Consider the following 21946-nt stretch of genomic DNA (forward strand, 5'->3'; position numbering starts at 1 on the left):
TGCCAGGAAGGATGCCGGTAACCGGTGGGACCAGTCTATTCCTGTGCTTTCCTTGCAGTACCTGCGCGGTGGCTTAACCCAGTGAAACGTTAGGGCACTTCCTGGCCCCATGAAAAAAGGCACCCGAAGGTGCCTTTTGCTGGAAAGCGTTTCAGAGCAAATCAATCCTCCACAAACGCCTCTTCCCGCTTGGCCTTGATGGAAGGCAGCATCACCACCACCAAGAGAGCCAGAGCCGCCACCAACAGGCTGGCTGAGAGCGGTCGTGTGACGAACACACTCCAGTCCCCACGGGAGAGCAGAAGCGCCCGGCGCAGATACTCCTCCATCATCGGCCCCAGAATGAAACCCAGAAGCAGCGGTGCAGGCTCCGTCCCCAGCTTGATGAACAGATAACCGATCACCCCGAACAGACCCACCATCCAGATATCGAAGGTGTTGTTGTTGGTCGAATACACCCCGATCGCACAGAACAGCACGATAGAAGGGAACAACCAGCGGTAAGGCACGGTCAAGAGCTTGATCCAGATACCGATCAAAGGCAGGTTCAGGATCACCAGCATCAGGTTGCCGATCCACATGGAAGCAATCAGACCCCAGAAGAGCTCGGGGTTACTTGTCATCACCTGCGGTCCGGGCTGGATGTTGTGGATGGTCATCGCACCCACCATCAAAGCCATCACCGCATTCGGTGGGATACCCAGGGTCAGCAAGGGAATGAAAGACGTTTGCGAACCTGCATTGTTCGCCGACTCGGGAGCGGCCACACCACGGATGTTGCCCTTGCCGAAAGGAACTTCACCGGGACGCAGCTTGGTCTTCTTCTCCAGGGTGTAGGCCGCAAAGGCCGCCATCACCGCACCACCACCGGGCAAGATACCCAGCACCGAACCCAGAGCGGTACCACGCAACACGGCGGGGAACATGTCCTTGAAGTCCTGTTTGGTAGGCAAGAGACCGGACACAGAAGCCGAGAAGACTTCACGTTCACTCTCGCTCTTGGCCAGGTTGCTGATGATCTCGCCGTAGCCGAACACGCCCATGGCGATCACGATGAAGCCGATACCGTCGGTGAGCTCAGGGATATCAAAGCTGAAACGGGCCACACCGGAGTTCACATCCGTGCCCACCATGCCCAGCAAGAGACCCAACACGATCATGGCAATGGCCTTGAGCAGGGAGCCTGAGGCCAGCACCACCGCACCGATCAAGCCCAGAATCATCAGGCTGAAGTATTCGGCAGGGCCGAACTTGAAGGCCAGCTCGGTCAAGGGGCCTGCAAAGGCCGCCAGGATCAAGGTACCCACGCAACCGGCAAAGAAAGAACCCAAGCCTGCTGCAGCCAGTGCAGGACCTGCGCGTCCGTTACGGGCCATCTGGTAACCGTCAATGACGGTCACCACCGACGAAGACTCGCCGGGCAGGTTCACCAGAATGGCAGTAGTCGATCCACCGTACTGGGCACCGTAGTAAATACCGGCCAGCATGATCAAGGCAGCTACCGGCGGGAGCGCATAGGTCGCTGGCAGCAGCATGGCAATGGTGGCCAAGGGGCCGATGCCGGGGAGTACCCCGATCAACGTACCCAGCAGACAGCCGATGAAGGCATAAATCAGGTTCTGGCCGGTGAAGGCCACACCGAAACCTAAGGAGAGGTGTTCAAAGAGTTCCATGTTGCAGTCTCAGTAGGCGGTGATTAAGCAGTGAAGTAAGCAGGCCAAACGGGGAACTGCAGCTTGAGGAGAACGATGAAGGCCACGTAGCTCAAGAGCGCCAGGATGGTGGCCAGTACGGCGACTTCCTTGAAGTTGTGTTCTTCACCTGCGTGGCTGGCGATGTAGGTGAGCAGATAGATGCCCACGATCAGGCCCAGGGGCTTCAAGCCAATCAAGGGCAGGCCGCCGATGGATGCACCGAACACCAGGTTGGCAGCAATGATGAAGAACAGGGGCTTCCAGGCGAACTTGCCTACCTTGTCGCCGTCTTCAGTTTCCACCACCAGGGCAGTGAAAGTGATGGCAATGCCCAGAATGGCCAGCAACACGCCGAGTACCAGCGGGAAGTAGCCGGGGCCCATGCGGGCGCCATTGCCGATGGTGTAGGTGCTGGCGCCCCAAGCGAAGGCAACGCCTACGCCCATGAACATTAGGCCCGAGAAGAAGTCTTTTTGACTTTTTATATTCACTGTTTGTCTCCTAGTTATAAATAGTAACTATTTTGCATGATCCGCGGGCTTAGCCGGTGAGTGGTGGCGTGGCGGACATGACTTCCTCCATCACCGTGAGCCCTTCGGACACACGTAGTGCCCCCGCGAGGCGCAGGGGACGCATTCCGTCTGTGACCGCCTGACGGCGCAGGGCGTCAATGCCCGGCTCGCCACTGACCCGCGATTTGAACCCGTCTGTGACCACAAGCAATTCGTATAAACCCATGCGCCCCATGTAGCCGGTCATGCGGCAATCCACACAGCCCACCGCCTTGTACGGCTTGTAGCCACCGTTGATCTGCCAAGGCTTGACCATGTCACTCAGGGCCTCGCGCGTGGCTTCTTCGTCGCGCACCTTGCATTGCTTGCACAGCGTGCGCACCAAGCGCTGCGCCAACACCCCCAGGAGTGTGGCGTTGATGAGATACGGGGGGATGCCCAACTCCATCAAGCGCGTTACGGCAGAGGGCGCGTCGTTCGTGTGAAGCGTGGAAAACACCAAGTGGCCGGTCAGTGCGGCCTGCACCGCCATTTCAGCCGTCTCCAAGTCGCGGATTTCTCCCACCATGATGATGTCCGGGTCCTGCCGCATCAGAGCGCGCAGGCCCTGCGGGAAACCGAAGTCCAGCTGCGGCTGCACTTGCGTCTGGTTGAAAGACGGCTCAATCATTTCGATAGGGTCTTCCACCGTGCTCACGTTCACCTCTTCGGTAGCCACACGCTTGAGGGTGGAGTACAGCGTGGTGGTCTTGCCGGAGCCCGTAGGGCCGGTCACCAAAATGATGCCGTGAGGACGCTTCACCAGCTGTTCCCAACGGGTGGCGTCGTGGCTGCTGAAGCCCAAGGCGTCCAGGTCTTTGACTGCGTTGTCGGGGTCAAAAATACGCATCACCATCTTCTCGCCAAACGCCGTGGGCAAGGTAGAGATACGCATTTCAATTTCATCGCCACGCGGGTTGCGCGTCTTGATGCGGCCGTCCTGCGGGCGGCGCTTTTCAATCACGTCCATGCGGCCCAACAGCTTGATACGCGCCGTCATGGCATTGAGCACGCCCATGGGCATTTGGTACACCGGGTGCAGCACACCGTCGATACGGAAGCGGATCACGCCCTGCTCGCGCCGGGGCTCCAAGTGGATGTCACTGGCACGCTGGTCGAAGGCGTATTGCCACAGCCAGTCCACCACCTGCACCACACCCTGGTCGTTGGCGTCGAGTTGCTTGTTGCTCTTGCCCAGCTCCACCAGCTGTTCAAAGCTGGCACCGTTGTTCACGCCGGATTTGCTGGCGGCGCGCACGCTCTTGGCCAGCGCATAAAACTCGGCGGTGTAGCGGGTGATCTCCTGCGGACTGGCCACCACGCGCTTGACGCTGCGGCGGCTCTGGCGCTCCACTTCGGACACCCAATCGGTGATGAATGGCTCGGCCGTGGCCACCGTGATTTCACTGGGCGTGACCACCACCGGCAATATCTTGTGCCGCTCAGCGTAGGCTGCGCCCATGGCGTCGGCCACCTTGCCCACATCGACCTTGAGCGGGTCAATCCGCAAATAGTCCAGCCCGGCGCGCAACGAAAGCCATTGGGTCAATATCTCGATATCCAAAGGCTTTTGGTCCGCTGCGCGCCGCATGGATACCGCAGCCAGTCGCACCAGCGGATGCTGCGCGCTTTCTGCTTGGGAGCAGCGCGCAATCGTACGCACCGCCTCATCTTCGGAAATGACTTTGTCTTGCTTGAGCCATTCGACCAGCAGGCGCCAATCCAGCGAGCCGTTGTAGGTTTGCGAGGTGGGCAACTTTTTGGAATGGGGGCTCATGACTTCACCGGTTTGAAAACGCGGACCCACTTGTCGGCAGGAAGGCCCCACTCGCTTTGAATGAACTCTGCGCGCTCCAGCATCAAGGCACGTTTGGGGCGGCTGGGCGTGCGCTGGGCCATGACCACCGTGTTGCCTTCGCGGGTGGCCTTGAAGGCCCAGATGGCTTCTTCACCAAAGGCCTCGGCAATTTTGTCGACACTGTTGTCAAAGCTGGACGAGCGACCGAACAGGTTGACGGTCATGCAGCCTTCTTCGGTCAGAGTGGCGCGGCAATTGGCGTAAAACTCGGCGCTGTCGAGCACGGGGGCAGCGGCCTCTTCGTCGTACAGATCGACCTGCAAGGCGTCTACAGCGCCCAGCCATTTGTCCTGCTTGATTTCTTCCGACGCATCGGCCAGAACCACCTGCATGCGGCTGTTGTCGGCCGGCAGCTTGAACCAGCCGCGGCAGGCGTGCAGCACCTGCGGGTTGAGTTCAATGGCGGTGGTTTTCATCTTGAGTTCTTTGTGACAGAACTTGGTGAGCGAACCTGCGCCCAAGCCCAGTTGCAACGCTTGACGCTTGTTCAAGGTGTGGGGGTCCATGAACAGCATCCAGGCCATCATGCGCTGGATATATTCATGCACCAGCACCGTGGGTGCATCGACCAGCATGGAGCCTTGTATCCATTCACTGCCCAGGTGCAGATGACGGATGGGGCCTTCTTCAGAGAAATTGACTTCGGGGAGGGTAATCGGTGCTTTTCTTGCCATGGGGATTTATACCAGCAGCGCCACCAGCTTCGGCAGGGCTTGCAGGCTGTTGTGTAAAGCTCCCGCAGCCAATGCGTCCACGCTGATGCCTCTGATCTCTGCGATGCATTCAGCAATGCGGGGCAGCTCGGCCGGTGCATTGCGGCCTTGCGGATGGCCGGCGGCCCGCTGCTCTGCGGTGGTGTATATCCAATGCGGCTGGATATCGGGCGCATCGGTCTCCAGCACCAAGGCGTCCAGCGGCAGCGTTTTGGCCAGATGGCGCAGTTGCAGCGCGCGGTCGAACGTAACCGCGCCGCCAAACCCCAGCTTGAACCCGAGCTTGATAAATTCCGCGGCCTGCACCTCGCTCCCATTGAAAGCATGGGCTATGCCCTGCCAGCGGCCGTTCGGGCCGGCGACTTCACGCAGGTGCTTGAGCACCCGGTCAGACGATTTGCGCACATGCAGCACTACGGGCAGACCATGTTTGCGGGCCAGCTTGAGCTGCTGACGGTAGATGGACTCCTGTCGCTCGCGCAAGGGGCTTTTGCACAGGGCGGGCACAAAGTAATCCAGCCCAATCTCGCCTACCGCCACCAGCCGCGGGTCGGCGGCATGCGCCGTGAGTGCTTCGTCCAGCGCGACCAGGTCCGCATCTTGTGCACCGGCTACATACAAAGGATGGATACCAAGGCAATAGCTGTCGCCTTCTGCGTGGGCCAGCGTGCGGACGGTATCGAAGTTGCTGCGCTCCACTGCCGGTATCACGCAATGTGCTACACCGGCATGACGGGCTTTCTGCCGCACCGCGCTGCGGTCAGCATCAAACTCGGGCGCATCAAGGTGGACATGGGTATCTACCCAGCGCATGGAACTCCGGAAAAGGTCATTGCTTGCGTTGAACGAAAAGATTACGGGTGCGGTCTTCAGGATACGCGAAGGTGACGGCCCCGTTTTTGATCAGGCCCATCACCAGCATGTTGCTGGTGATGGCATCTTTGTCGTCCTTGCTGAAGGGCCGCTCGTGGGTAGCCGTCACCCCGTAATACACCCGGGGAATGTTCTCCAGCGCCATCTTGACCGATGGCCCTGACAGATCGCCATTGCGGATGGACAGTATCCCGTACGCAAGCAGGTAGACCGAGTCATAGGCCTGCGCGGCGGCCATGGGCACAGCAATCTTCTTGGTGCCGTACTTGCGGTTGCAGGCGGTCAAAAATGCGATGCGTCGCTCATTGCTGGGCTCGGCAATAAAAGTCTGGGCCATGAGTGCGCCTTCGGCGGCATCCTTGGCCCCGTCGATAAAGAACGGGAAAGACAGAGGCCAGGCCCCCACCTGCGGCACATTCCACTTCAGGGCTTGGCGGCCTTTGGCAATGACAGCGTTCTCTGGACCTACGGTGTAGCTGAACACCACATTCGCACCGGCGGCCTGCGCAGCCTTGAGCTCGGCTTGCAAGTCTTTGACTCCCGTGTCGAAGCGGCCCACGTACACCGGCGTCAACTGTTTGGCCGCCAGCGCTTTGGTCACGTCGTTCATGCCTCCTTCTCCGTAGGCGGTTTTGTCGGCCAGGATGGCCACCCGGTTCCAGCCGCGGGACACGATGTCGTTCACCACGAACGGGGCCTGGATGGCATCGCGTGCCGAGGTGCGGAAGATATAGCTGTCCGGCGCCGGGAACTTGGCGGTGATGGGAGAGCCGGTGGCGCAAGGCACGATCAAGGGAGAACGGGCTTGCTGGTACACGTCCAGCGACTTCATGGCCACGCCGGTATTGCAAAAGCCCACCGTCGCCACTACACCTTCACGCATCAGCTCTTGCGAGAGCTGCAGACCCACATCCGGGTTGGCTGTGTCGTCCTTGATCACCAGCTCAATCGGCCGGCCAAGGTAGCCGCCGGCGGCATTGATTTCATCCACAGCCAGTTTGGCGCCGTTCATCATGGGAATGCCAAAGTCCGAAGACGGCCCGCTGAACGGACCGATCAGGCCTATGCGCAAAGGTTTGGGCGTATCAGCCTCAGACCTCGCACCCCACAAACATGCAACCACCGCCACGCAGATCAGTGCCTGCCGCTTCCAACGTTGTTTCATAGTGTCCCCCGGCAAATGTGGCGGGAGCATAGGCCGGGCGGATTGAAGCGCGTATGCGCGTGAACCCTCAGAAGCACAGGGGAAAAACCGGTTACGTCAGCAAATTGCAAGCCTGCAAATTAGTCCACCAGACGGCCGGAGACCAGCTTGAGCTGCCGGCTGCAGCGCGCCGCCAGCGTAGCATCGTGCGTGACCAGCACAAACGCGGTGCCCTGCTCGCGCGCCAGCTGGAGCATGAGCTCAAACACGCCGTCTGCCGTGCTGCGGTCCAGATTGCCGGTGGGCTCGTCGGCGAGCACGCAGTCGGGCCGGGTGACCAGTGCACGGGCGATCGCCACACGCTGGCGCTCCCCGCCCGAGAGTTCGGCCGGGCGGTGGTGCAGGCGGTGCTCCAGCCCCACCAGCGCTAGCATTTTCATAGCTGCTTGCGCACATTCGGCGGGCGCCAGACGCCGAATTGTCAATGGCATGGCCACATTGTCCAGCGCGCTGAACTCAGGCAACAAGTGGTGAAACTGGTAGACAAAACCAAGGTGTTGGTTGCGCAAGCGCCCTTGCTCAGCGGCCGTAAGGCTGGCCAGCGACTGGCCCAGCAGCTCCACCTTGCCGCTACTGGGCGCGTCCAGCCCGCCCATGAGATGCAGCAAGGTGCTTTTGCCGGAGCCGGAGGCGCCCACAATCGCCAGCGTTTCGCCGCGGTGCACCTGCAAGTCCACGCCTTGCAGCACGGTCACGTCCAGGCGGCCTTCTTCAAAGCGTTTGGTCAGGCCGCGTGCTTGCAGCACCACCTCACCGCCAGGGACAACTGGGACGGGAGCCGTCAACTCCGCCACCTGCTGGTACTGGGCCGCAGCCAGTGCTTGTTCTACCGATGACACGGGCTTATTCATAACGCAAGGCCTCCGCCGGGTTCACGCGGCTGGCGCGCCAGCTCGGGTACAGGGTGGCCACAAAGGCCATCAACAAGGAGATCACGGCAATCGGGACGATGTCACCCTGCTGCGGCTCGCTCGGCATGCGGCTGATCAGGTAAATGTCTTTGGGCAGAAAGCTCGCACCCAGCGCCTGCTCCAGCGCGGGCACGATCACATCGATATTGAAAGCCACGCCCAGCCCCAGCAACAGACCGGCCAAGGTGCCGATCACGCCCACCATGGCACCCTGCACCACAAAAATGCCCATGATGCTGCCCGGGCTCGCGCCAAGCGTGCGCAGGATGGCAATATCGGCGCGCTTGTCCGTCACCGTCATCACCAAGGTGGATACGAGGTTGAACGCAGCCACTGCCACGATGAGGGTGAGGATGATGAACATCATGCGTTTTTCGACTTGCACAGCCGCAAACCAGCTTCGGTTCTGGCGCGTCCAGTCGCGCAGCACCAGGTCGCCACTGAGGCTACGGGCGAGCTGGTCGGCCACCTCACGCGCTTGGTGCAGGTCCTTGAGTTTGAGGCGCACACCGCTGGGGCCCTCGAGCCGGAAGATGCGGGCGGCATCTTCCCAATGCAAAAGGGCCAGCGCCGAGTCGTATTCGTAGTGGCCGGAATCGAAGGTGCCCACCACCGTCATTTGCTTCAAGCGTGGCACCACACCGGCCGGTGTAACTTGCCCATTAGGCGCCACCAGGGTGACCTTGTCGCCCACCCGCACACCCATGCTGCGGGCCAGCTCGCCGCCCAGCACCACCCCGAACTCGCCGGGCACCAGCCAGGCCAGTGCCTCCTGCTGGGCGCCGGTGGCAAAGTCGCTCACCTGGGGCTCCAGGGCCGGGTCTATGCCGCGCACCATGGCGCCCTTCATTTCTTCCCCGCGCGCGATCAGTGCTTGCGCCGCAATAAAGGGGGCCGCGCCTATGACCTGAGGATTCTCTTTGGCTTGGGCCATGGTGGTCGCCACATTGGGCAAGGCTTGCCCATCAGCGGCATACACCTCGATATGGGATACCACACCGAGCATGCGGTCGCGCACTTCTTTCTGAAAGCCGTTCATCACGCTGAGCACGATGATCAGGGCGGCAACGCCCAGCGAAATGCCCAGCATGGACACGCCGGAGATGAAAGAGATAAAGCCGTTACGCCGGGTGGCGCGACCGGCGCGGGTATAGCGCCAGCCAATCGTCAGCTCAAAAGGGAGTTGCATGGAAGGTTACAAAGTGCTTCAACCGGCGGATTGTGGCATCCATGCAGGACAATCCTGTGTATGCACACCCTTATTCCCTTCGCAGCACCGGCCGGCCCGCAGTGCCAGGAAGCCCTGCCCCGCCTGGAGCTCCCGTATCTGGCCGAATTGCTCGAATTGTTGACCCCCACCCCGCCGCTGCTGGGTGCAGAAGACTCACTCTCTCCCTTGTTTGAGCGGGTGCATGCCAAAAGCCTGGGGTTGCAAGGGGCTGACGGTTTGCTGCCCTGGGCTGCGTTGGATGCCCGCCAATTGGGCCTCACCCGCACCCACGGCGACACGGGCTGGGCCTGGATCACGCCCTGCCACTGGCAGATCAACGCCGACCACGTGGCCATGGACCACCCCGAATCCCTGGCGCTGGACGTCCACGAGATTGATGCCCTGCGCGCTGCCATGCAGCCCTACTTTGCCGAAGACGGCATCACCCTGCATGCCTTGAACCACAGCACCTGGCTGGCCCAGGGCGAGCTGCTGCGCGAGCTGCCCACGGCCTCGCTGGCCCGGGCCTGTGGCCCACGGGTGGACCAATGGATGCCCCGCGCCCCGCAGGCCCGCAGCCTGCGCCGCCTGCAAAACGAAATGCAGATGCTGCTCTACCGCCACCCGGTGAACGACGCGCGAGCGGCCCAGCGGCGGCTCACGGTCAACTCCTTCTGGATCAGCGGCACCGGCGCTTTGCCCCAGAGTGCCCTGGAAAAGTCCGACACCATGTCGGTGCAGCACAGCCTCGAAGCGGCCGCCCTGCGCGACGACGCTCACGCCTGGACACAAGCCTGGCAAACGCTGGATGCAACTTTGCTTTCAACCCTGCTGCGCCAGGCCAAAGCGGGCCAAGCCTTTGAACTGACTCTGTGCGGTGAGCGCATGGCCGCCAGCTTTGTGCTGCAAAACACGGCCTGGTGGAACCGCATTCAGCGCCGCTTCACCACGCCCACGCCGGCTGAATTGCTGGCCACACTCTGAGCGTGAGAATTTTGAGCTTATGAAAATCGTTCCCCGCGACATTCCCCCCCGCGCCGCCTGGGCCCTCGAGCAAGCCGGCCTGCACCCGCTCCTGGCCCGCTTGTATGCCGCACGCGGTGTGACCGGCAAAGACGAGCTGGACGACGCCTTGGGCAAACTCCTGCCACCGCAAGGCTTGCTGGGTGCCGACCGTGCAGCCGTGCTGCTGGCCGATGCGATTGCGCAAGACAAAAAGCTCTGTGTGGTGGCGGACTATGACTGTGATGGAGCCACCGCCTGTGCCGTGGCCGTGCGCGGACTGCGCCTGCTGGGCGCCCGCCATGTGGACTATCTGGTACCCGACCGCGTGGTAGATGGCTACGGCCTGACAGCCCCCATCAGCGAGCGGGTCAAGAAATCCGGCGCCGATGTGCTAATCACCGTGGACAACGGCATCGCCAGCGTGGACGGCGTGGCCCGTGCCAAGGCACTGGGCCTGCAAGTGCTGGTCACCGACCACCATTTGCCCGGCAGTGAGTTGCCGGATGCGGACGTGATCGTCAACCCCAACCAGCCGGGCTGCACGTTTGAGAGCAAGTCCATGGCCGGGGTGGGCGTCATGTTCTACACCCTGCTGGCGCTGCGCTCTGAGTTGCGCAACCGCGTTGTGTTTGATGCCGCCACACAACCCAAACTGGACACCCTGCTGCCTTTGGTGGCGCTGGGTACGGTGGCCGATGTGGTCAAGCTGGATGCCAACAACCGACGCCTCGTAGCCCAAGGGCTCAAACGGGTTCGGGCGCTCGCCATGCCTGCGGGACTAGCTAGTCTTTTTATAGCAGCGGGACGCAAAGCAGAAGTGGCCACCACCTTCGATTTCGGCTTTGCACTGGGGCCGCGCATCAATGCCGCCGGCCGCTTGAGCGATATGACTCTGGGCATCGAATGCCTGCTGACGGACGACGCTGGGCGCGGCGATGAGCTGGCCAAGATGCTGGACGGCATCAACCGTGAGCGCCGCGAAATTGAAGGCGACATGCGCGAACAGGCCATGATGATTGCCGAGAGCCTGTTCGACGAAGGCGATGAGCCTCCACCCGCCATTTGCGTGTTCGACCCCGACTTCCACGAAGGCGTGGTGGGCATTGTGGCCAGCCGCATCAAAGACAAGTTGCATCGCCCCACTTTCGTATTCGCCGCGAGCGCCGCCGAAGGCAAAGAGCACGAACTTAAGGGCTCTGGCCGCAGCATTCCTGGCTTCCATTTACGTGACGCGCTGGACCTGGTGGCCAAGCGCCACCCCGGCGTCATCCTGCGCTTCGGCGGCCACGCCATGGCCGCAGGCTGCACGGTGGCGGAAGAGTTTTTTGACGATTTTGAGAACGGCATGAACGAGGTGGCCCAAGAATGGCTGGACGCCGCCACGCTGACCCGCCGCATGGAAACCGATGGCCCCTTGGCTGCCGAATACCGCCGCGTGGATCTGGTGGACGCCTTGCACAAAGAGGTGTGGGGCCAGGGCTTTGCCGCCCCCACCTTCAGCGAAGAGGTCGAAGTCGTCTCCCAGCGCCTGGTGGGTGAAAAACACCTCGCGCTCAAACTCAAGCACCAGGGCGAGCCGGTGGACGGCATCTGGTTCGGGCACACCGAGCCTTTGCCACCCAAGGTCACACTGGCTTTCCGCCTGGATGCGGACGAGTGGAACGGCGTGCGCCGCGTGCGCTTTCTGGTCGAAGGGGCGCAGGTTTGACCCTGCAAGGTATGAGCCTGCGGGGAGCGCGGGCCTTTGCCGACGCTCTTACGTCCACCCAGCGCGAGTTTCTGGCGGACGCTGCACGGCGCGCCAATGCCGAACCACCGCTTCATCTGAACACCTTCTGGATCAGCGGCGGCGGCCCTGCAGAGCCGCTGCAACTGGGACGCGTGGAACCGGAACGGGCCGCTCTGCTCGCCACCCTGTTGCCGGACTGCCACTTTCAGGCTGACGGCGAAACCGCAGGCCTTCATTGGCAGGTGCTGGCCTTGCCTGCAAATGAACGCAGCACCCTGCTGCAAGCCGCCCTGGAGCAATGCCATGCGCGCGGCCTGGTGCACGGCTGGCGTAAGGAAGCCTTTGCCTTCTGGCACCACGACTGTCTGATGCCGCCCGATGATGAACAGCCGCCGCTGCTGGCGGTGGAGCGCGCGGGTTTTCGCTTTCTGGGGATGCGCAGCCATGCGGTGCATATCAACGGCTTCACCCCGGACGGCCGCCTGTGGTGCGGGCGCCGCGCACTCACCAAAGCCACCGACCCGGGACTACTGGACAACGTGACCGCTGGCGGCTTGCCGGCCGATGAATCGCCCCTGGGCTGTGCCCTGCGCGAGTTGCAGGAAGAAGCAGGCGCCGTCTTGGAAGACGCCCACACCCTGCACGACGCCGGGCTGGTGCGCACTGCTCGCATGGACGCCGGCGGCTGGCATGACGAAACCCTGCTGGTCTACAACTGGGCGTGCGCGGACGGCTGGGAGCCTGCCAACCAGGACGGTGAAGTAACTGGCTTTGTGTGCATGAACGCTGCGCAGACCTTGGCACAAATAGAAGCCGGCGCATTCACGCAAGATGCCGTGGCCTCGCTGGCCCAAGGCTTGGGCCTGTTGTGAAACACAGAGGCGCTACCATGTGCGCTCGCCACTTGAAGCCCCCACGCCCCGCCCACCGATGAACCACCCCTCCCAGAATTACGGTGCAGACCCCAGCGGCCTGATTTACGGATTTGTGTTTGATGCCGAGGGTGCCGGTACGCCCACCGGCAGCGACGAGGCACTGCAGTGGCTGCAGAGTCCACCGACGGTACCGGGCGGCTTTGTGTGGCTGCATTTCAACCTGTCGCACACCGCCAGCAGCAAGTGGCTCAAAGACAACCTGCAACTCTCAGACCTGTTCCATGAATCGCTGACGGACGGCTCCCGCTCCACCCGCGTGGAACTGGACGACGACATGCTGGTCGCCGTGGTCAACGATGTGAGCTACGACTTTGCTTTTGAGCCGTCTGACATTTCCACCTTGTGGCTGTCCGTCGGCCCGCGCCTGGTGGTCAGTGCCCGCCTGCAACCCCTGCGCTCCATAGACCGCTTGCGCGACGCCGTGCGCCGGGGCGAAAAGGTCATGTCCCCGGTGGCCCTGCTGGTGCACCTGATGCACGACCAGGGCGATGTGCTGATCAACATCGTGCGCAACACCACCGCACGGGTGGACGAGATTGAAGACAAGCTGCTGGCGGGGCGGCTGGAGACCAAGCGCGCCAACCTCGGTGCCCTGCGCCGGCTGCTGGTGCGCCTGCAACGCCTGCTGGCGCCGGAACCTGCTGCCCTGTTCCGCCTGCTGCGCAAGCCGCCGGAATGGATTGGCGAGGAAGACTTGGGCGACTTGCGCCAGTCCACCGAAGAATTCAACGTGGCCCTGAGCGACATGGCCGCGCTGCAGGAGCGCATCAAGTTGCTGCAGGAAGAAATTGCCGGCCGCGTGGCCGAGGCCAACAACCGCAGCCTGTTCGTGCTGACCATCGTGACCGTGCTGGCCTTGCCCATCAACATCATTGCCGGCTTGCTGGGCATGAACGTGGGCGGCATCCCGCTGGCGGAACACCCGCATGGCTTCTGGTGGATCGTGGCACTCATCGTCAGTTTCACGGCCGTTGCCGCCTTCATTGCCTTGCGCAAGCCGCGGGACTAGGCGATTACAAGCCTTCTTAGCCTCTGGCGCCTATGGAATATGCGCGAGTAGCTCCTGAATTCATAGCAAGTTAACGGAAGCACCCATGTCCACATCCCGATTGCATCTCACCATCCTGACCGGCGCATCGCGTGGCATGGGTCTGGCCATGGCGCAGCAACTGCTGCAACCCGGCCACCAACTGCTCTGCCTCTCACGCAACACCCAACCCGCATTGGAGCAAGCAGCCCACGATTCAGGAGCCCTTTTGGAACAATGGAATGTCGACTTGGCGGATGGTGCTACGGCAGCAGAGCGCCTGAGTGCGTGGCTACAGGCATTGCCGGACCATCACTACGCCAGCGCCACCCTGATCAACAACGCAGGCGTCATTCCCGCGTTGGTGCCGCTGCGTGACAGCGCCCCGACCGACCTGGCCCATGCCCTGCGCGTGGGCCTGGAAGCGCCCATGCAGCTGTGCGCCGCATTTCTGGCGGCCACCCGCGAATGGAAAGTGCCGCGCAAGGTGCTGAACGTGTCGTCCGGTCTCGGCCGGCGCGCCATGGCCTCGCAAGCCGGCTACTGCGCGGCCAAAGCAGGCATGGACCACTTCACCCGCTGCCTGTCGATGGACGAAGCCTTGATTCCCCATGGTGCCAAAGTCTGTTCACTGGCCCCCGGTGTGATAGACACCAACATGCAAGTCCAGCTACGCAGCGCCGATGTCGCGCAGTTTCCCGACCGGGGCAGCTTTGAAGGCTTGAAGAACCACGGGCAACTCACCAGCCCCGAAGAGGCCGCGCGCCGCGTGCTGGCCTATCTGGCCCGGCCTGATTTCGGTGAGCAGCCAGTGGCCGACGTGCGGGGCTAGCCCGCCACATCGTCGTTCGTTGAAAGCCTAATAGATCTCCGGCACGTACATCTCTGCCGGCACCGGGTGGCGCTCGTAGTCCTGGTGGCGGACCCGCTCTGGCAACTCTACCGGAGGGTGAGGTATCTCTTCGTAGGGCATTTGACCCAAGAGGTGCTGGATGCAATTCAGGCGGGCCTTCTTTTTGTCCACGGCCTGTACCACCCACCATGGGGCTTCGGGAATATGGGTGCGCTCCAGCATGGCTTCCTTGGCGTGGGTGTAAGCCTCCCAGCGCACGCGGGACTGCAGGTCCATGGGGCTGAGCTTCCACTGCTTGAGCGGGTCGTGAATGCGGCCCAGAAAGCGGGTGTGCTGCTCTTCATCCGAAATAGAAAACCAGTACTTGATGACCTGGATGCCGGAGCGCACCAGCATCTTTTCAAACTCGGGAACGGTACGGAAGAACTCTTCGAGCTGCTCGTCGTTGCAAAAGCCCATGACGCGCTCCACACCTGCGCGGTTGTACCAGCTGCGGTCAAACAACACGATCTCGCCGGCCGCAGGCAGGTGGCTCACATAGCGCTGGAAGTACCACTGGGTACGTTCGCGGTCGTTGGGCGCGGGCAGCGCAGCCACACGGCAGACACGGGGGTTGAGGCGCTGGGTAATGCGCTTGATGGCGCCGCCCTTGCCGGCCGCATCGCGCCCTTCAAAAATCACCACCACCTTGTGACCGGTAGCCACCACCCAGTCCTGCAGCTTGACCAGCTCGCCCTGCATGCGGAAAAGCTCGCGGAAATAGGTGCGGCGGTCCTGTTTTTGTTGGGCGCTCAGCTCGGGACTCAGGCCATCGGCCAGCTCGTCCTGGTTGTGGTCGTCGAGCTCCATTTCCAGCTCTTCGTCATAGCTGTCCAACATGTCGCTGCGGATGCGACGGATCATTTCTTCTTCACTGGAACTCACGGGCAACTCCTGAACGGGCAGATTTTTGACACCTTGAGGGTAGGTACCTCTAATGTCAATTTCATGACAAAACCATGACCCGGCGAACCGTAAGATGCCTGTATTGCAAGCGGCGCACACTGCGTGCTGCACCCACTTTTATTGATAGAGGAGCCTTGTATGTCCCGTGAAGTCGTCGTCGTCAGCGCTGTGCGCACCGCCATTGGTACCTTTGGCGGCAGCCTCAAAGACATTCCCCCCACCGATCTGGCCGCCCAGGTGGTGCGCGAATCCCTGGCCCGTGCCAACGTCGAGGGCAAGGACGTGGGCCATGTGGTGTTCGGCCATGTAGTGAACACCGAACCCAAGGACATGTACCTCAGCCGCGTCGCTGCCATCAACGGTGGCTGCGCCCAGGAGACACCGGCCTACAACGTGAACCGCCTGTGTGGCTCGGGCCTGCAAGCCATCGTCAACGCCAGCCAAAGCATTTTGTTGGGCGATGCCGATGTGGCCATTGGTGGTGGCGCTGAAAATATGAGCCGCGCGCCATTTGCTAGTCTCAACATGCGCTGGGGTGCCCGCATGGGTGACACCAAGATGGTGGACATGATGATCGGCGCGCTGCACGACCCCTTCCACACCATCCACATGGGCGTGACCGCGGAGAATATTGCCGCCAAGTGGGGTATCAGCCGCGAAACGCAGGACGCTCTCGCGGTGGAGAGCCACCAGCGCGCCCAGAAGGCCACCGCGGCCGGCTACTTCACCAGCCAGATAACCCCCGTCATGCTCAAGAGCAAAAAAGGCGAAGTGGCCTACGCGACCGACGAGCACTTCCGCCCCGACTGCAAGCTCGAAGACATGACCAAGCTGAAACCCGTTTTCATCAAGGAAAACGGCACCGTGACCGCAGGCAACGCCTCGGGCATCAATGACGCCGCCGCTGCCGTGGTGCTCATGGAAAAGAGCGTGGCCCAGGCCCGCGGCCTCAAACCACTGGCTCGCCTCGTGGCCTACGCCCACGCTGGCGTGGACCCCAAATACATGGGCATCGGCCCGGTGCCCGCCACCAAGCTGGCATTGCAAAAAGCCGGCTTGACCGTCAACGATCTGGATGTGATTGAAGCCAACGAAGCTTTTGCAGCCCAGGCCTGCGCAGTCACCAAAGACCTGGGGCTGGACCCGGCCAAGGTCAACCCCAATGGCTCCGGCATCTCGTTGGGCCACCCCATCGGGGCAACCGGCGCTTTGATTACCGTGAAAGCTTTGTATGAGCTGGAGCGCATCAACGGCCGCTATGCGCTGGTGACCATGTGCATCGGTGGCGGCCAGGGCATTGCCGCCATTTTCGAGCGCGACCGCTAATCGCTAATCACCAAGGTGGGCCTGTTCAGAACAGGTCCACATCCATTTCGTCAGCCACCTGCTCAACCAGCTTGCCCTCGGCTACCAGGGTCTGGTAGTTGCAAACCTGGTTGCGGCCGTGCTCCTTGGCGTAATAGACCGCCTTGTCGGCGCGCCCGAACGCACTGCTGGGCGTGTCATTGGGCAAGAGGGACGACACCCCCATGCTCACCGTGATGGTGCCTACTTGCGGGAAGGCATAGGCCTGCACCCGCTCCCGCAAACGCTCCAATGCACCTTCCGCATGTGCGGAGCTATCGCACCGCATGAGGATGACAAACTCTTCCCCGCCAAAACGGTACAGCTGGTCGTGAAAACGGAAGTTGCCGCGCATCAGGCGGGCCATCAAGAGCAATACCTCATCGCCAATCAGGTGGCCGAAGTTGTCGTTCACGCGTTTGAAATGATCGATGTCCAGCACCGCCAACCACACCCCTGAATCAGGGCTGTCATGCCGGCGCTCGGGCATGTTGTCGGGAGGAGTGTTGGACTGGTCTGCCGTAGCTTTGAAAAAAGCGCCGTCAAAAGTCTTGCGGTTGAGAAGCTCCGTCAGCGAATCGCGCTCGCCGTAATCCAGCAAACCCAACAGGTTCTGGTAGGCCAACAAGATGCTTTGAAGCAAGTCGATGTCCGCAGCTTGCAGAGGCTTGGGCGCCCGGACCTCCAACAAGATTTGCAGACTTTGCGCATGGCCTACGGGCAACACCACATGCCCCGCATCTTGCGGGTTGGTAGCCGCCCGGCCTATATCCAGGGATTTTTGCCGCACAGGAAAGTCAGACACCTTGGGCAGCAGACTCCAGTCTGACCACAGCAGATCGCGGGTGGCGGTTTCCTGGCCGACTGCCAGCGCAGAGAGGGAGAGGCAACGCCGGTCTTCGCCTTCGCCTACAACACGAATGAGGTTTGCAGAATGAATGTCGACGCCAGAACTCGTGAGCACGAGGCGCACCAATTCTGTATCCAACGCATCACGGTCTCTCAAGCCCCCGAGGGCCGCAAGACTCTGCACCAAAGCATTCATGAAATCTGTCTACCTTGTTCTTGTCATTTCCGGCTTCCAACCGCCGATTGCGTCTTAGATTGACGCAACGCAAACCTCTCCGGGCCGCGTCAGCCTAAGCTCCGCGGTTGCTAAACGCTGCCATCTTAGACCACACAATGAACGATACCAAGCCTGATATGCATCATTTGCCGCAAGAATCCAACGATTGGTTGCGCAAAAGCGGCCTGAGTGCATTGCAAATTGCCGGCCGGCGTGTGCTGCCTATCGTGCAGGGCGGCATGGGTATCGGCATCTCGGGCAACCGCTTGGCCGGCAGCGTGGCGGCGGCCGGCGGCGTAGGAACGCTCTCCAGCGTGGACTTGCGGCGGCACCACCCTGACTTGATGGACCGTACCCGTGAGCTGGCGCCCGGTGAGGAAGCCAAAGCCGGCATCAATGCCGCCAACTTGGAGGCCATTGACCGCGAAATCAAAGCCGCTCGGGAACGCACAGGTGGAAAAGGCCTGCTGGCCATCAACGTGATGCGGGCGGTTAGCGAGTACGCCGCCAACGTGACCCGGGCCCTGGAAGCCGGTATCGATGCCGTGGTGGTGGGCGCCGGCTTGCCGCTGGATTTGCCGGACCTGGCCAAAGACCACCCCCAAGCCGCGCTGATCCCCATCCTCTCGGACGCACGCGGTGTGCAACTGCTGGTTAAAAAGTGGGAGCGCAAAAAGCGACTGCCGGATGCCATCGTCATCGAGCACCCGCGCTTGGCCGGTGGCCACTTGGGCGCTGCCAAGATCGCGGACCTGCAGGACACCCGGTTTGACTTTGAGAACGTGATTCCCCAAGTGCGGCAGTTTTTCAAAGATGCGGGCTACGAACAGCACATACCGCTGATTGCCGCCGGCGGCATCCGCACCCATGAAGACATAGCCCGTCTGCAGGCCTTGGGGGCGGACGCAGTACAACTGGGTACCGCATTTGCCGTGACCGAGGAAAGCGACGCCCACGCGGAATTCAAGCGCGTGCTGGCCGAAGCACGCGAGGAAGACATGGTTGAGTTCACCAGCGTGGCCGGCCTGCCCGCCCGCGCGGTGGGCACGCCCTGGTTGCGCGCGTACATGAAGATAGAGCCAAAACTACAAGCCGTGGCGCACGCGAAGAGCCGCTGCACCAAAAGCTTTGACTGCCTGGGCCAGTGCGGCCTTCGCGATGGTTTACCGGGCTGGGGCCAGTTTTGCATCGACAACCAGTTGGCCGCTGCGCTGCGTGGCGATGTGAAAAAAGGCCTGTTCTTCCGGGGTGCCGGCCGCTTGCCTTTTGGCGACCAGATCAAAACAGTGCGGGAACTGATGCAACGTCTGCTGACGCCAGGAATAGTGGTCGCAGCGGTTTAAAGCAGACAGACCGCTATCAATTCAGGAGCTCTCTGCGCACATTCGGCGGGCGCTAAAGGGCTAAAACGCCTTAAGCCTCACCCTGAAAGCCACCAGCCCTCAGGGTGACCACCAAGGTATCGCGGTAGCCCCCTTCAGCCACGGGCTGGATGGGGGTGGACTCATGGATGACGCGTTCATCATCCAACAGCAGCAATGACCAGGGCTCACTCAGGGTGAACCGCTGGCCGTTCGGGCCATCGGCCTCGAACACACGGGTTTCGCCGCCCTTCACTCCGTTGCGGGCCACCATAAACACGGCCACCAGGTCCACGCCATCGCGGTGGGCGCCTTCCGGCGTGGGGCGACCGATACCGTCGGTGGTGTCGATGCGAAACTGGTGCGCCTCCGCAAACCAGGTATGAGGGCCTTTCAAATCGTCTGCCACCCGGCCCAGCCAGGCCAATAGTTGCTGCCAAGGAGCTTGCGCGGTGACGCCGCTTTCCATGGGCTCAAAGTGTCGCTGCATGCCGCCATGCAGGGCGTTGTAGGCCAAGGGTTGCCAATGCGGCCGGTGCGGTGCCTGGGTGACGCCGTGGCTATCCATCACAAAGCAGGAATGGCGACGGCGGCGGTAGCGGCCACCATCTTTCAAATAGTTGTCCGGCGGCAGATCATTCCACCCGTCGCACCAGCCCAACATGGCGTCCAACGGCACGCCGGACAGCCCTGCAACCTGTGACGCTCCGACGACCGCGTAGCCCTGACGAAACAGGGTGGCGCCCAGGTCGGCAGGGCGGGCAATCAGAGGGGGCTGGAAGGAAATGGTCATAGCGCCGGATTATCAACCGCACTCTTCTTTCGATGCCTGATGTGGGTCAATACGCCCGAAACCGTCTGCCCCTAAGCTGGGCCGGATCAAGGAGAAAACCGATGACCGAAACCGTCAATGCCCCCGCCACCCTTGCCTGGAGCGACGCTCTGGTGCTCGACATGCCCGTGATGGACGAAGTGCACCAAGAGTTTGTGACCCTGCTGGAGCGCGTGGTGCTGGCGGAAGACGAATTGCTCATGCCCCTGTGGTCGGAGTTGATTGCCCACACCCAGGAGCATTTCGACCGCGAAGACCAATGGATGCGCGCCACCGGTTTTGCGGCCGGCAACTGCCATGCCACCCAGCACAAAGTGGTGCTTCAGGTACTGCGCGAGGGGGAAGCCCGCGGCCACGGCGGCGATCTGGCTGTGGTGCGGCAGATGGCCGACGAACTGGGCATCTGGTTTCCCCAGCATGCGCAAAGCATGGATGCGTCGTTGGCATTGCACTTGCGTTCGGCAGGTTACGACCCGGCTACCGGAGCGCTCGCCCAACCGGACCGTTTGCCGCAAACGGAGATTCATGGCTGCGGCGGCGTCACCTGCTCGGACACTGCCACCGCCTGAATACACTCGCTCGATGCCCGAATCCTCTCCTGCCCTGCGCCACCGTCCTTCCGAAGACCTGCAAGCCCTGCTCACCGGCACCATTTTTGTGGCGCTGGGGGTCTTGATGTTCAAGCAGGTGGGCTTGCTAACTGGTGGCACGGCAGGGGTGGCCTTCTGGCTGCACTACGCCACCGGCTGGAATTTCGGCCTGATTTTCTTTGCCATCAACCTGCCGTTTTACGCTCTGGCCTACCAGCGCATGGGGCGGGTTTTCACCGTGAAGACCTTCATGGCGGTGGCGCTTCTAGCCGTGTTCACCAACCTGTTGCCGCAATGGATGGGCTTTGAACACCTGCACCCTGCAGCCACCGCCATCATTGGCGGCCTGCTCATGGGCACGGGCATGTTGATTTTGTTCAGGCACAAAGCCAGCCTGGGTGGGTTCAATGTGCTGGTGCTGTACCTGCAAGATAAATATGGCTGGCGCGCAGGGCGCTTGCAAATGGCACTTGACTGCACCATCGTGCTACTGGCCTTCGGCGTGACCGATTGGCAGCATGTGCAGTGGAGTGTGCTGGGCGCCGTCACCCTGAACCAGACTTTGGCGACCAACCATCGCGCCGGCCGCTACATGGCTCACTGAGCGCACACTCAGGGCGCCGGCAACCCTGCCGCATACCACCGGAGGCCCGCATGCCCACCACAAACACCACGCCTACTGCCTCAAGTCCAGCGGTGGATCAACACCAGCTCGGCCTGCTACGTGAACACCGGCGCAAACACCGCCACAAGCACCCGCCAAAAGTCACCGCCGCGCCAGAGCACTTTGATCTGCCACCACCCACCCGCGGGCAGCGCATGGCAGACGTGGTGGCGCGCACCGTGGGATCGTGGCGTTTCATCCTGATCCAGAGTGGCCTGATTGTGGTGTGGATTACCGGCAATGTGCTGACCGGGTCGCAGGCCTGGGACCCCTACCCCTTCATTCTGCTGAACCTGCTACTGTCTTTCCAGGCGGCCTACACGGCGCCGGCCATCATGATGAGCCAGAACCGGCAGTCGGAGCTGGACCGCAAACACGCCGAGAGCGACTACGAGGTCAACGTCAAGGCGGAGCTGGAGATTGAGCTGCTGCACGAAAAAATCGACCTGCTCAAAGACAAGGAGCTTTTGCTGCTGACCCAAGCGGTGAAAGAGCTGTCGAGCCAGCTGGCCGAACTGCGCAGCCAAAGTGCGATGCCACCGCACACCGCCGCGCATCCACACACCACGACTTAAGAACTC

At 61.8% G+C, this 21946-nt stretch carries 21 protein-coding genes; 10 read left to right on the top strand and 11 right to left on the bottom strand.

Annotated features, from left to right (window positions below; all coding sequences use genetic code 11):
• Positions 1 to 161: 161 nt before the first annotated feature.
• The 8 genes from ACOAP0_RS04120 to ACOAP0_RS04155 form a co-directional block, all read right to left on the bottom strand.
• On the bottom strand, positions 162 to 1673 hold the full coding sequence (locus ACOAP0_RS04120; protein WP_313866265.1) for a tripartite tricarboxylate transporter permease: 1512 nt from the start codon (positions 1671 to 1673) through the stop codon (positions 162 to 164).
• A gap of 23 nt (positions 1674 to 1696) precedes the next feature.
• Positions 1697 to 2185 (bottom strand): tripartite tricarboxylate transporter TctB family protein, encoded by a 489-nt coding sequence (locus ACOAP0_RS04125; protein ID WP_498375475.1) that lies wholly within the window; start codon positions 2183 to 2185, stop codon positions 1697 to 1699.
• 49 nt (positions 2186 to 2234) lie between these two features.
• Positions 2235 to 4022: a type IV pilus assembly ATPase TfpB gene (gene tfpB / locus ACOAP0_RS04130; RefSeq protein ID WP_498375474.1), complete on the bottom strand. Its 1788-nt coding sequence runs from the start codon at positions 4020 to 4022 to the stop codon at positions 2235 to 2237.
• Positions 4019 to 4777 (bottom strand): class I SAM-dependent methyltransferase, encoded by a 759-nt coding sequence (locus ACOAP0_RS04135; protein ID WP_498375473.1) that lies wholly within the window; start codon positions 4775 to 4777, stop codon positions 4019 to 4021. Before ACOAP0_RS04135 ends, tfpB begins: the two co-directional genes overlap by 4 nt.
• Positions 4778 to 4783: 6 nt before the next feature.
• Entirely contained in the window at positions 4784 to 5629 is an 846-nt protein-coding gene (locus ACOAP0_RS04140) for a TatD family hydrolase (RefSeq protein ID WP_498375472.1), read from the bottom strand.
• Positions 5630 to 5645: 16 nt separating this feature from the next.
• Complete coding sequence (locus ACOAP0_RS04145) at positions 5646 to 6854, bottom strand: ABC transporter substrate-binding protein (protein ID WP_498375471.1); 1209 nt, start codon at positions 6852 to 6854, stop codon at positions 5646 to 5648.
• A gap of 119 nt (positions 6855 to 6973) precedes the next feature.
• On the bottom strand, positions 6974 to 7642 hold the full coding sequence (gene lolD, locus ACOAP0_RS04150) for a lipoprotein-releasing ABC transporter ATP-binding protein LolD (protein ID WP_498376098.1): 669 nt from the start codon (positions 7640 to 7642) through the stop codon (positions 6974 to 6976).
• 94 nt (positions 7643 to 7736) lie between these two features.
• Positions 7737 to 8993, bottom strand: coding sequence for a lipoprotein-releasing ABC transporter permease subunit (locus tag ACOAP0_RS04155; RefSeq protein ID WP_498375470.1), 1257 nt, complete (start codon positions 8991 to 8993; stop codon positions 7737 to 7739).
• A 60-nt stretch (positions 8994 to 9053) separates the two neighbouring features.
• Here ACOAP0_RS04155 and ACOAP0_RS04160 point away from each other — a divergent pair, with 60 nt between their 5' ends.
• The 5 genes from ACOAP0_RS04160 (at position 9054) to ACOAP0_RS04180 (ending at position 14542) form a co-directional block, all read left to right on the top strand.
• On the top strand, positions 9054 to 9998 hold the full coding sequence (locus tag ACOAP0_RS04160) for a hypothetical protein (RefSeq protein ID WP_087494630.1): 945 nt from the start codon (positions 9054 to 9056) through the stop codon (positions 9996 to 9998).
• 19 nt (positions 9999 to 10017) lie between these two features.
• On the top strand, positions 10018 to 11727 hold the full coding sequence (recJ, locus tag ACOAP0_RS04165; protein ID WP_498375469.1) for a single-stranded-DNA-specific exonuclease RecJ: 1710 nt from the start codon (positions 10018 to 10020) through the stop codon (positions 11725 to 11727).
• The gene (locus ACOAP0_RS04170) at positions 11724 to 12620 is read left to right on the top strand and encodes an NUDIX hydrolase (RefSeq protein WP_498375468.1); all 897 of its coding nucleotides are present in this window, start codon (positions 11724 to 11726) and stop codon (positions 12618 to 12620) included. The genes recJ and ACOAP0_RS04170 overlap by 4 nt, the downstream gene beginning before the upstream one ends.
• A 58-nt stretch (positions 12621 to 12678) precedes the next feature.
• On the top strand, positions 12679 to 13692 hold the full coding sequence (locus ACOAP0_RS04175) for a transporter (RefSeq protein WP_498375467.1): 1014 nt from the start codon (positions 12679 to 12681) through the stop codon (positions 13690 to 13692).
• 85 nt (positions 13693 to 13777) lie between these two features.
• Positions 13778 to 14542 carry an SDR family NAD(P)-dependent oxidoreductase gene (locus tag ACOAP0_RS04180; protein ID WP_498375466.1) on the top strand — a complete coding sequence of 255 codons (765 nt, stop codon included), beginning with the start codon at positions 13778 to 13780 and terminating at the stop codon, positions 14540 to 14542.
• A 27-nt stretch (positions 14543 to 14569) separates the two neighbouring features.
• On the opposite strand, the gene ppk2 is transcribed toward ACOAP0_RS04180, so the two are convergent.
• Positions 14570 to 15466 carry a polyphosphate kinase 2 gene (ppk2, locus tag ACOAP0_RS04185; RefSeq protein ID WP_087497217.1) on the bottom strand — a complete coding sequence of 299 codons (897 nt, stop codon included), beginning with the start codon at positions 15464 to 15466 and terminating at the stop codon, positions 14570 to 14572.
• Between the two features lie 180 nt (positions 15467 to 15646).
• On the opposite strand from ppk2, the gene bktB reads away from it, so the two are divergent.
• Positions 15647 to 16834, top strand: coding sequence for a beta-ketothiolase BktB (bktB, locus tag ACOAP0_RS04190; RefSeq protein WP_498375465.1), 1188 nt, complete (start codon positions 15647 to 15649; stop codon positions 16832 to 16834).
• 25 nt (positions 16835 to 16859) lie between these two features.
• Here bktB and ACOAP0_RS04195 read toward each other — a convergent pair whose 3' ends face one another.
• Positions 16860 to 17897, bottom strand: a complete 1038-nt coding sequence (locus ACOAP0_RS04195; protein ID WP_498375464.1) for a GGDEF domain-containing protein — start codon at positions 17895 to 17897, stop codon at positions 16860 to 16862.
• Between the two features lie 137 nt (positions 17898 to 18034).
• Between ACOAP0_RS04195 and ACOAP0_RS04200 the strand changes: the two genes are divergently transcribed.
• Positions 18035 to 19261: an NAD(P)H-dependent flavin oxidoreductase gene (locus ACOAP0_RS04200; RefSeq protein WP_498375463.1), complete on the top strand. Its 1227-nt coding sequence runs from the start codon at positions 18035 to 18037 to the stop codon at positions 19259 to 19261.
• A gap of 70 nt (positions 19262 to 19331) precedes the next feature.
• On the opposite strand, the gene ACOAP0_RS04205 is transcribed toward ACOAP0_RS04200, so the two are convergent.
• Positions 19332 to 20072, bottom strand: a complete 741-nt coding sequence (locus ACOAP0_RS04205) for a 2OG-Fe dioxygenase family protein (RefSeq protein ID WP_498375462.1) — start codon at positions 20070 to 20072, stop codon at positions 19332 to 19334.
• Between the two features lie 101 nt (positions 20073 to 20173).
• Here ACOAP0_RS04205 and ACOAP0_RS04210 point away from each other — a divergent pair, with 101 nt between their 5' ends.
• From ACOAP0_RS04210 to ACOAP0_RS04220, 3 genes are read left to right on the top strand one after another with little or no spacing between them, the layout of a single operon-like run.
• A complete protein-coding gene (locus tag ACOAP0_RS04210) occupies positions 20174 to 20680 on the top strand; it encodes a hemerythrin domain-containing protein (protein WP_498375461.1) in 507 nt (168 codons plus the stop codon).
• A gap of 13 nt (positions 20681 to 20693) precedes the next feature.
• The gene (locus ACOAP0_RS04215) at positions 20694 to 21305 is read left to right on the top strand and encodes a YitT family protein (protein WP_498375460.1); all 612 of its coding nucleotides are present in this window, start codon (positions 20694 to 20696) and stop codon (positions 21303 to 21305) included.
• Positions 21306 to 21355: 50 nt separating this feature from the next.
• Positions 21356 to 21940 (top strand): DUF1003 domain-containing protein, encoded by a 585-nt coding sequence (locus tag ACOAP0_RS04220; protein ID WP_498375459.1) that lies wholly within the window; start codon positions 21356 to 21358, stop codon positions 21938 to 21940.
• Positions 21941 to 21946 lie beyond the last annotated feature (6 nt).

This window comes from Curvibacter sp. Hmag1.1 (assembly GCF_059769165.1).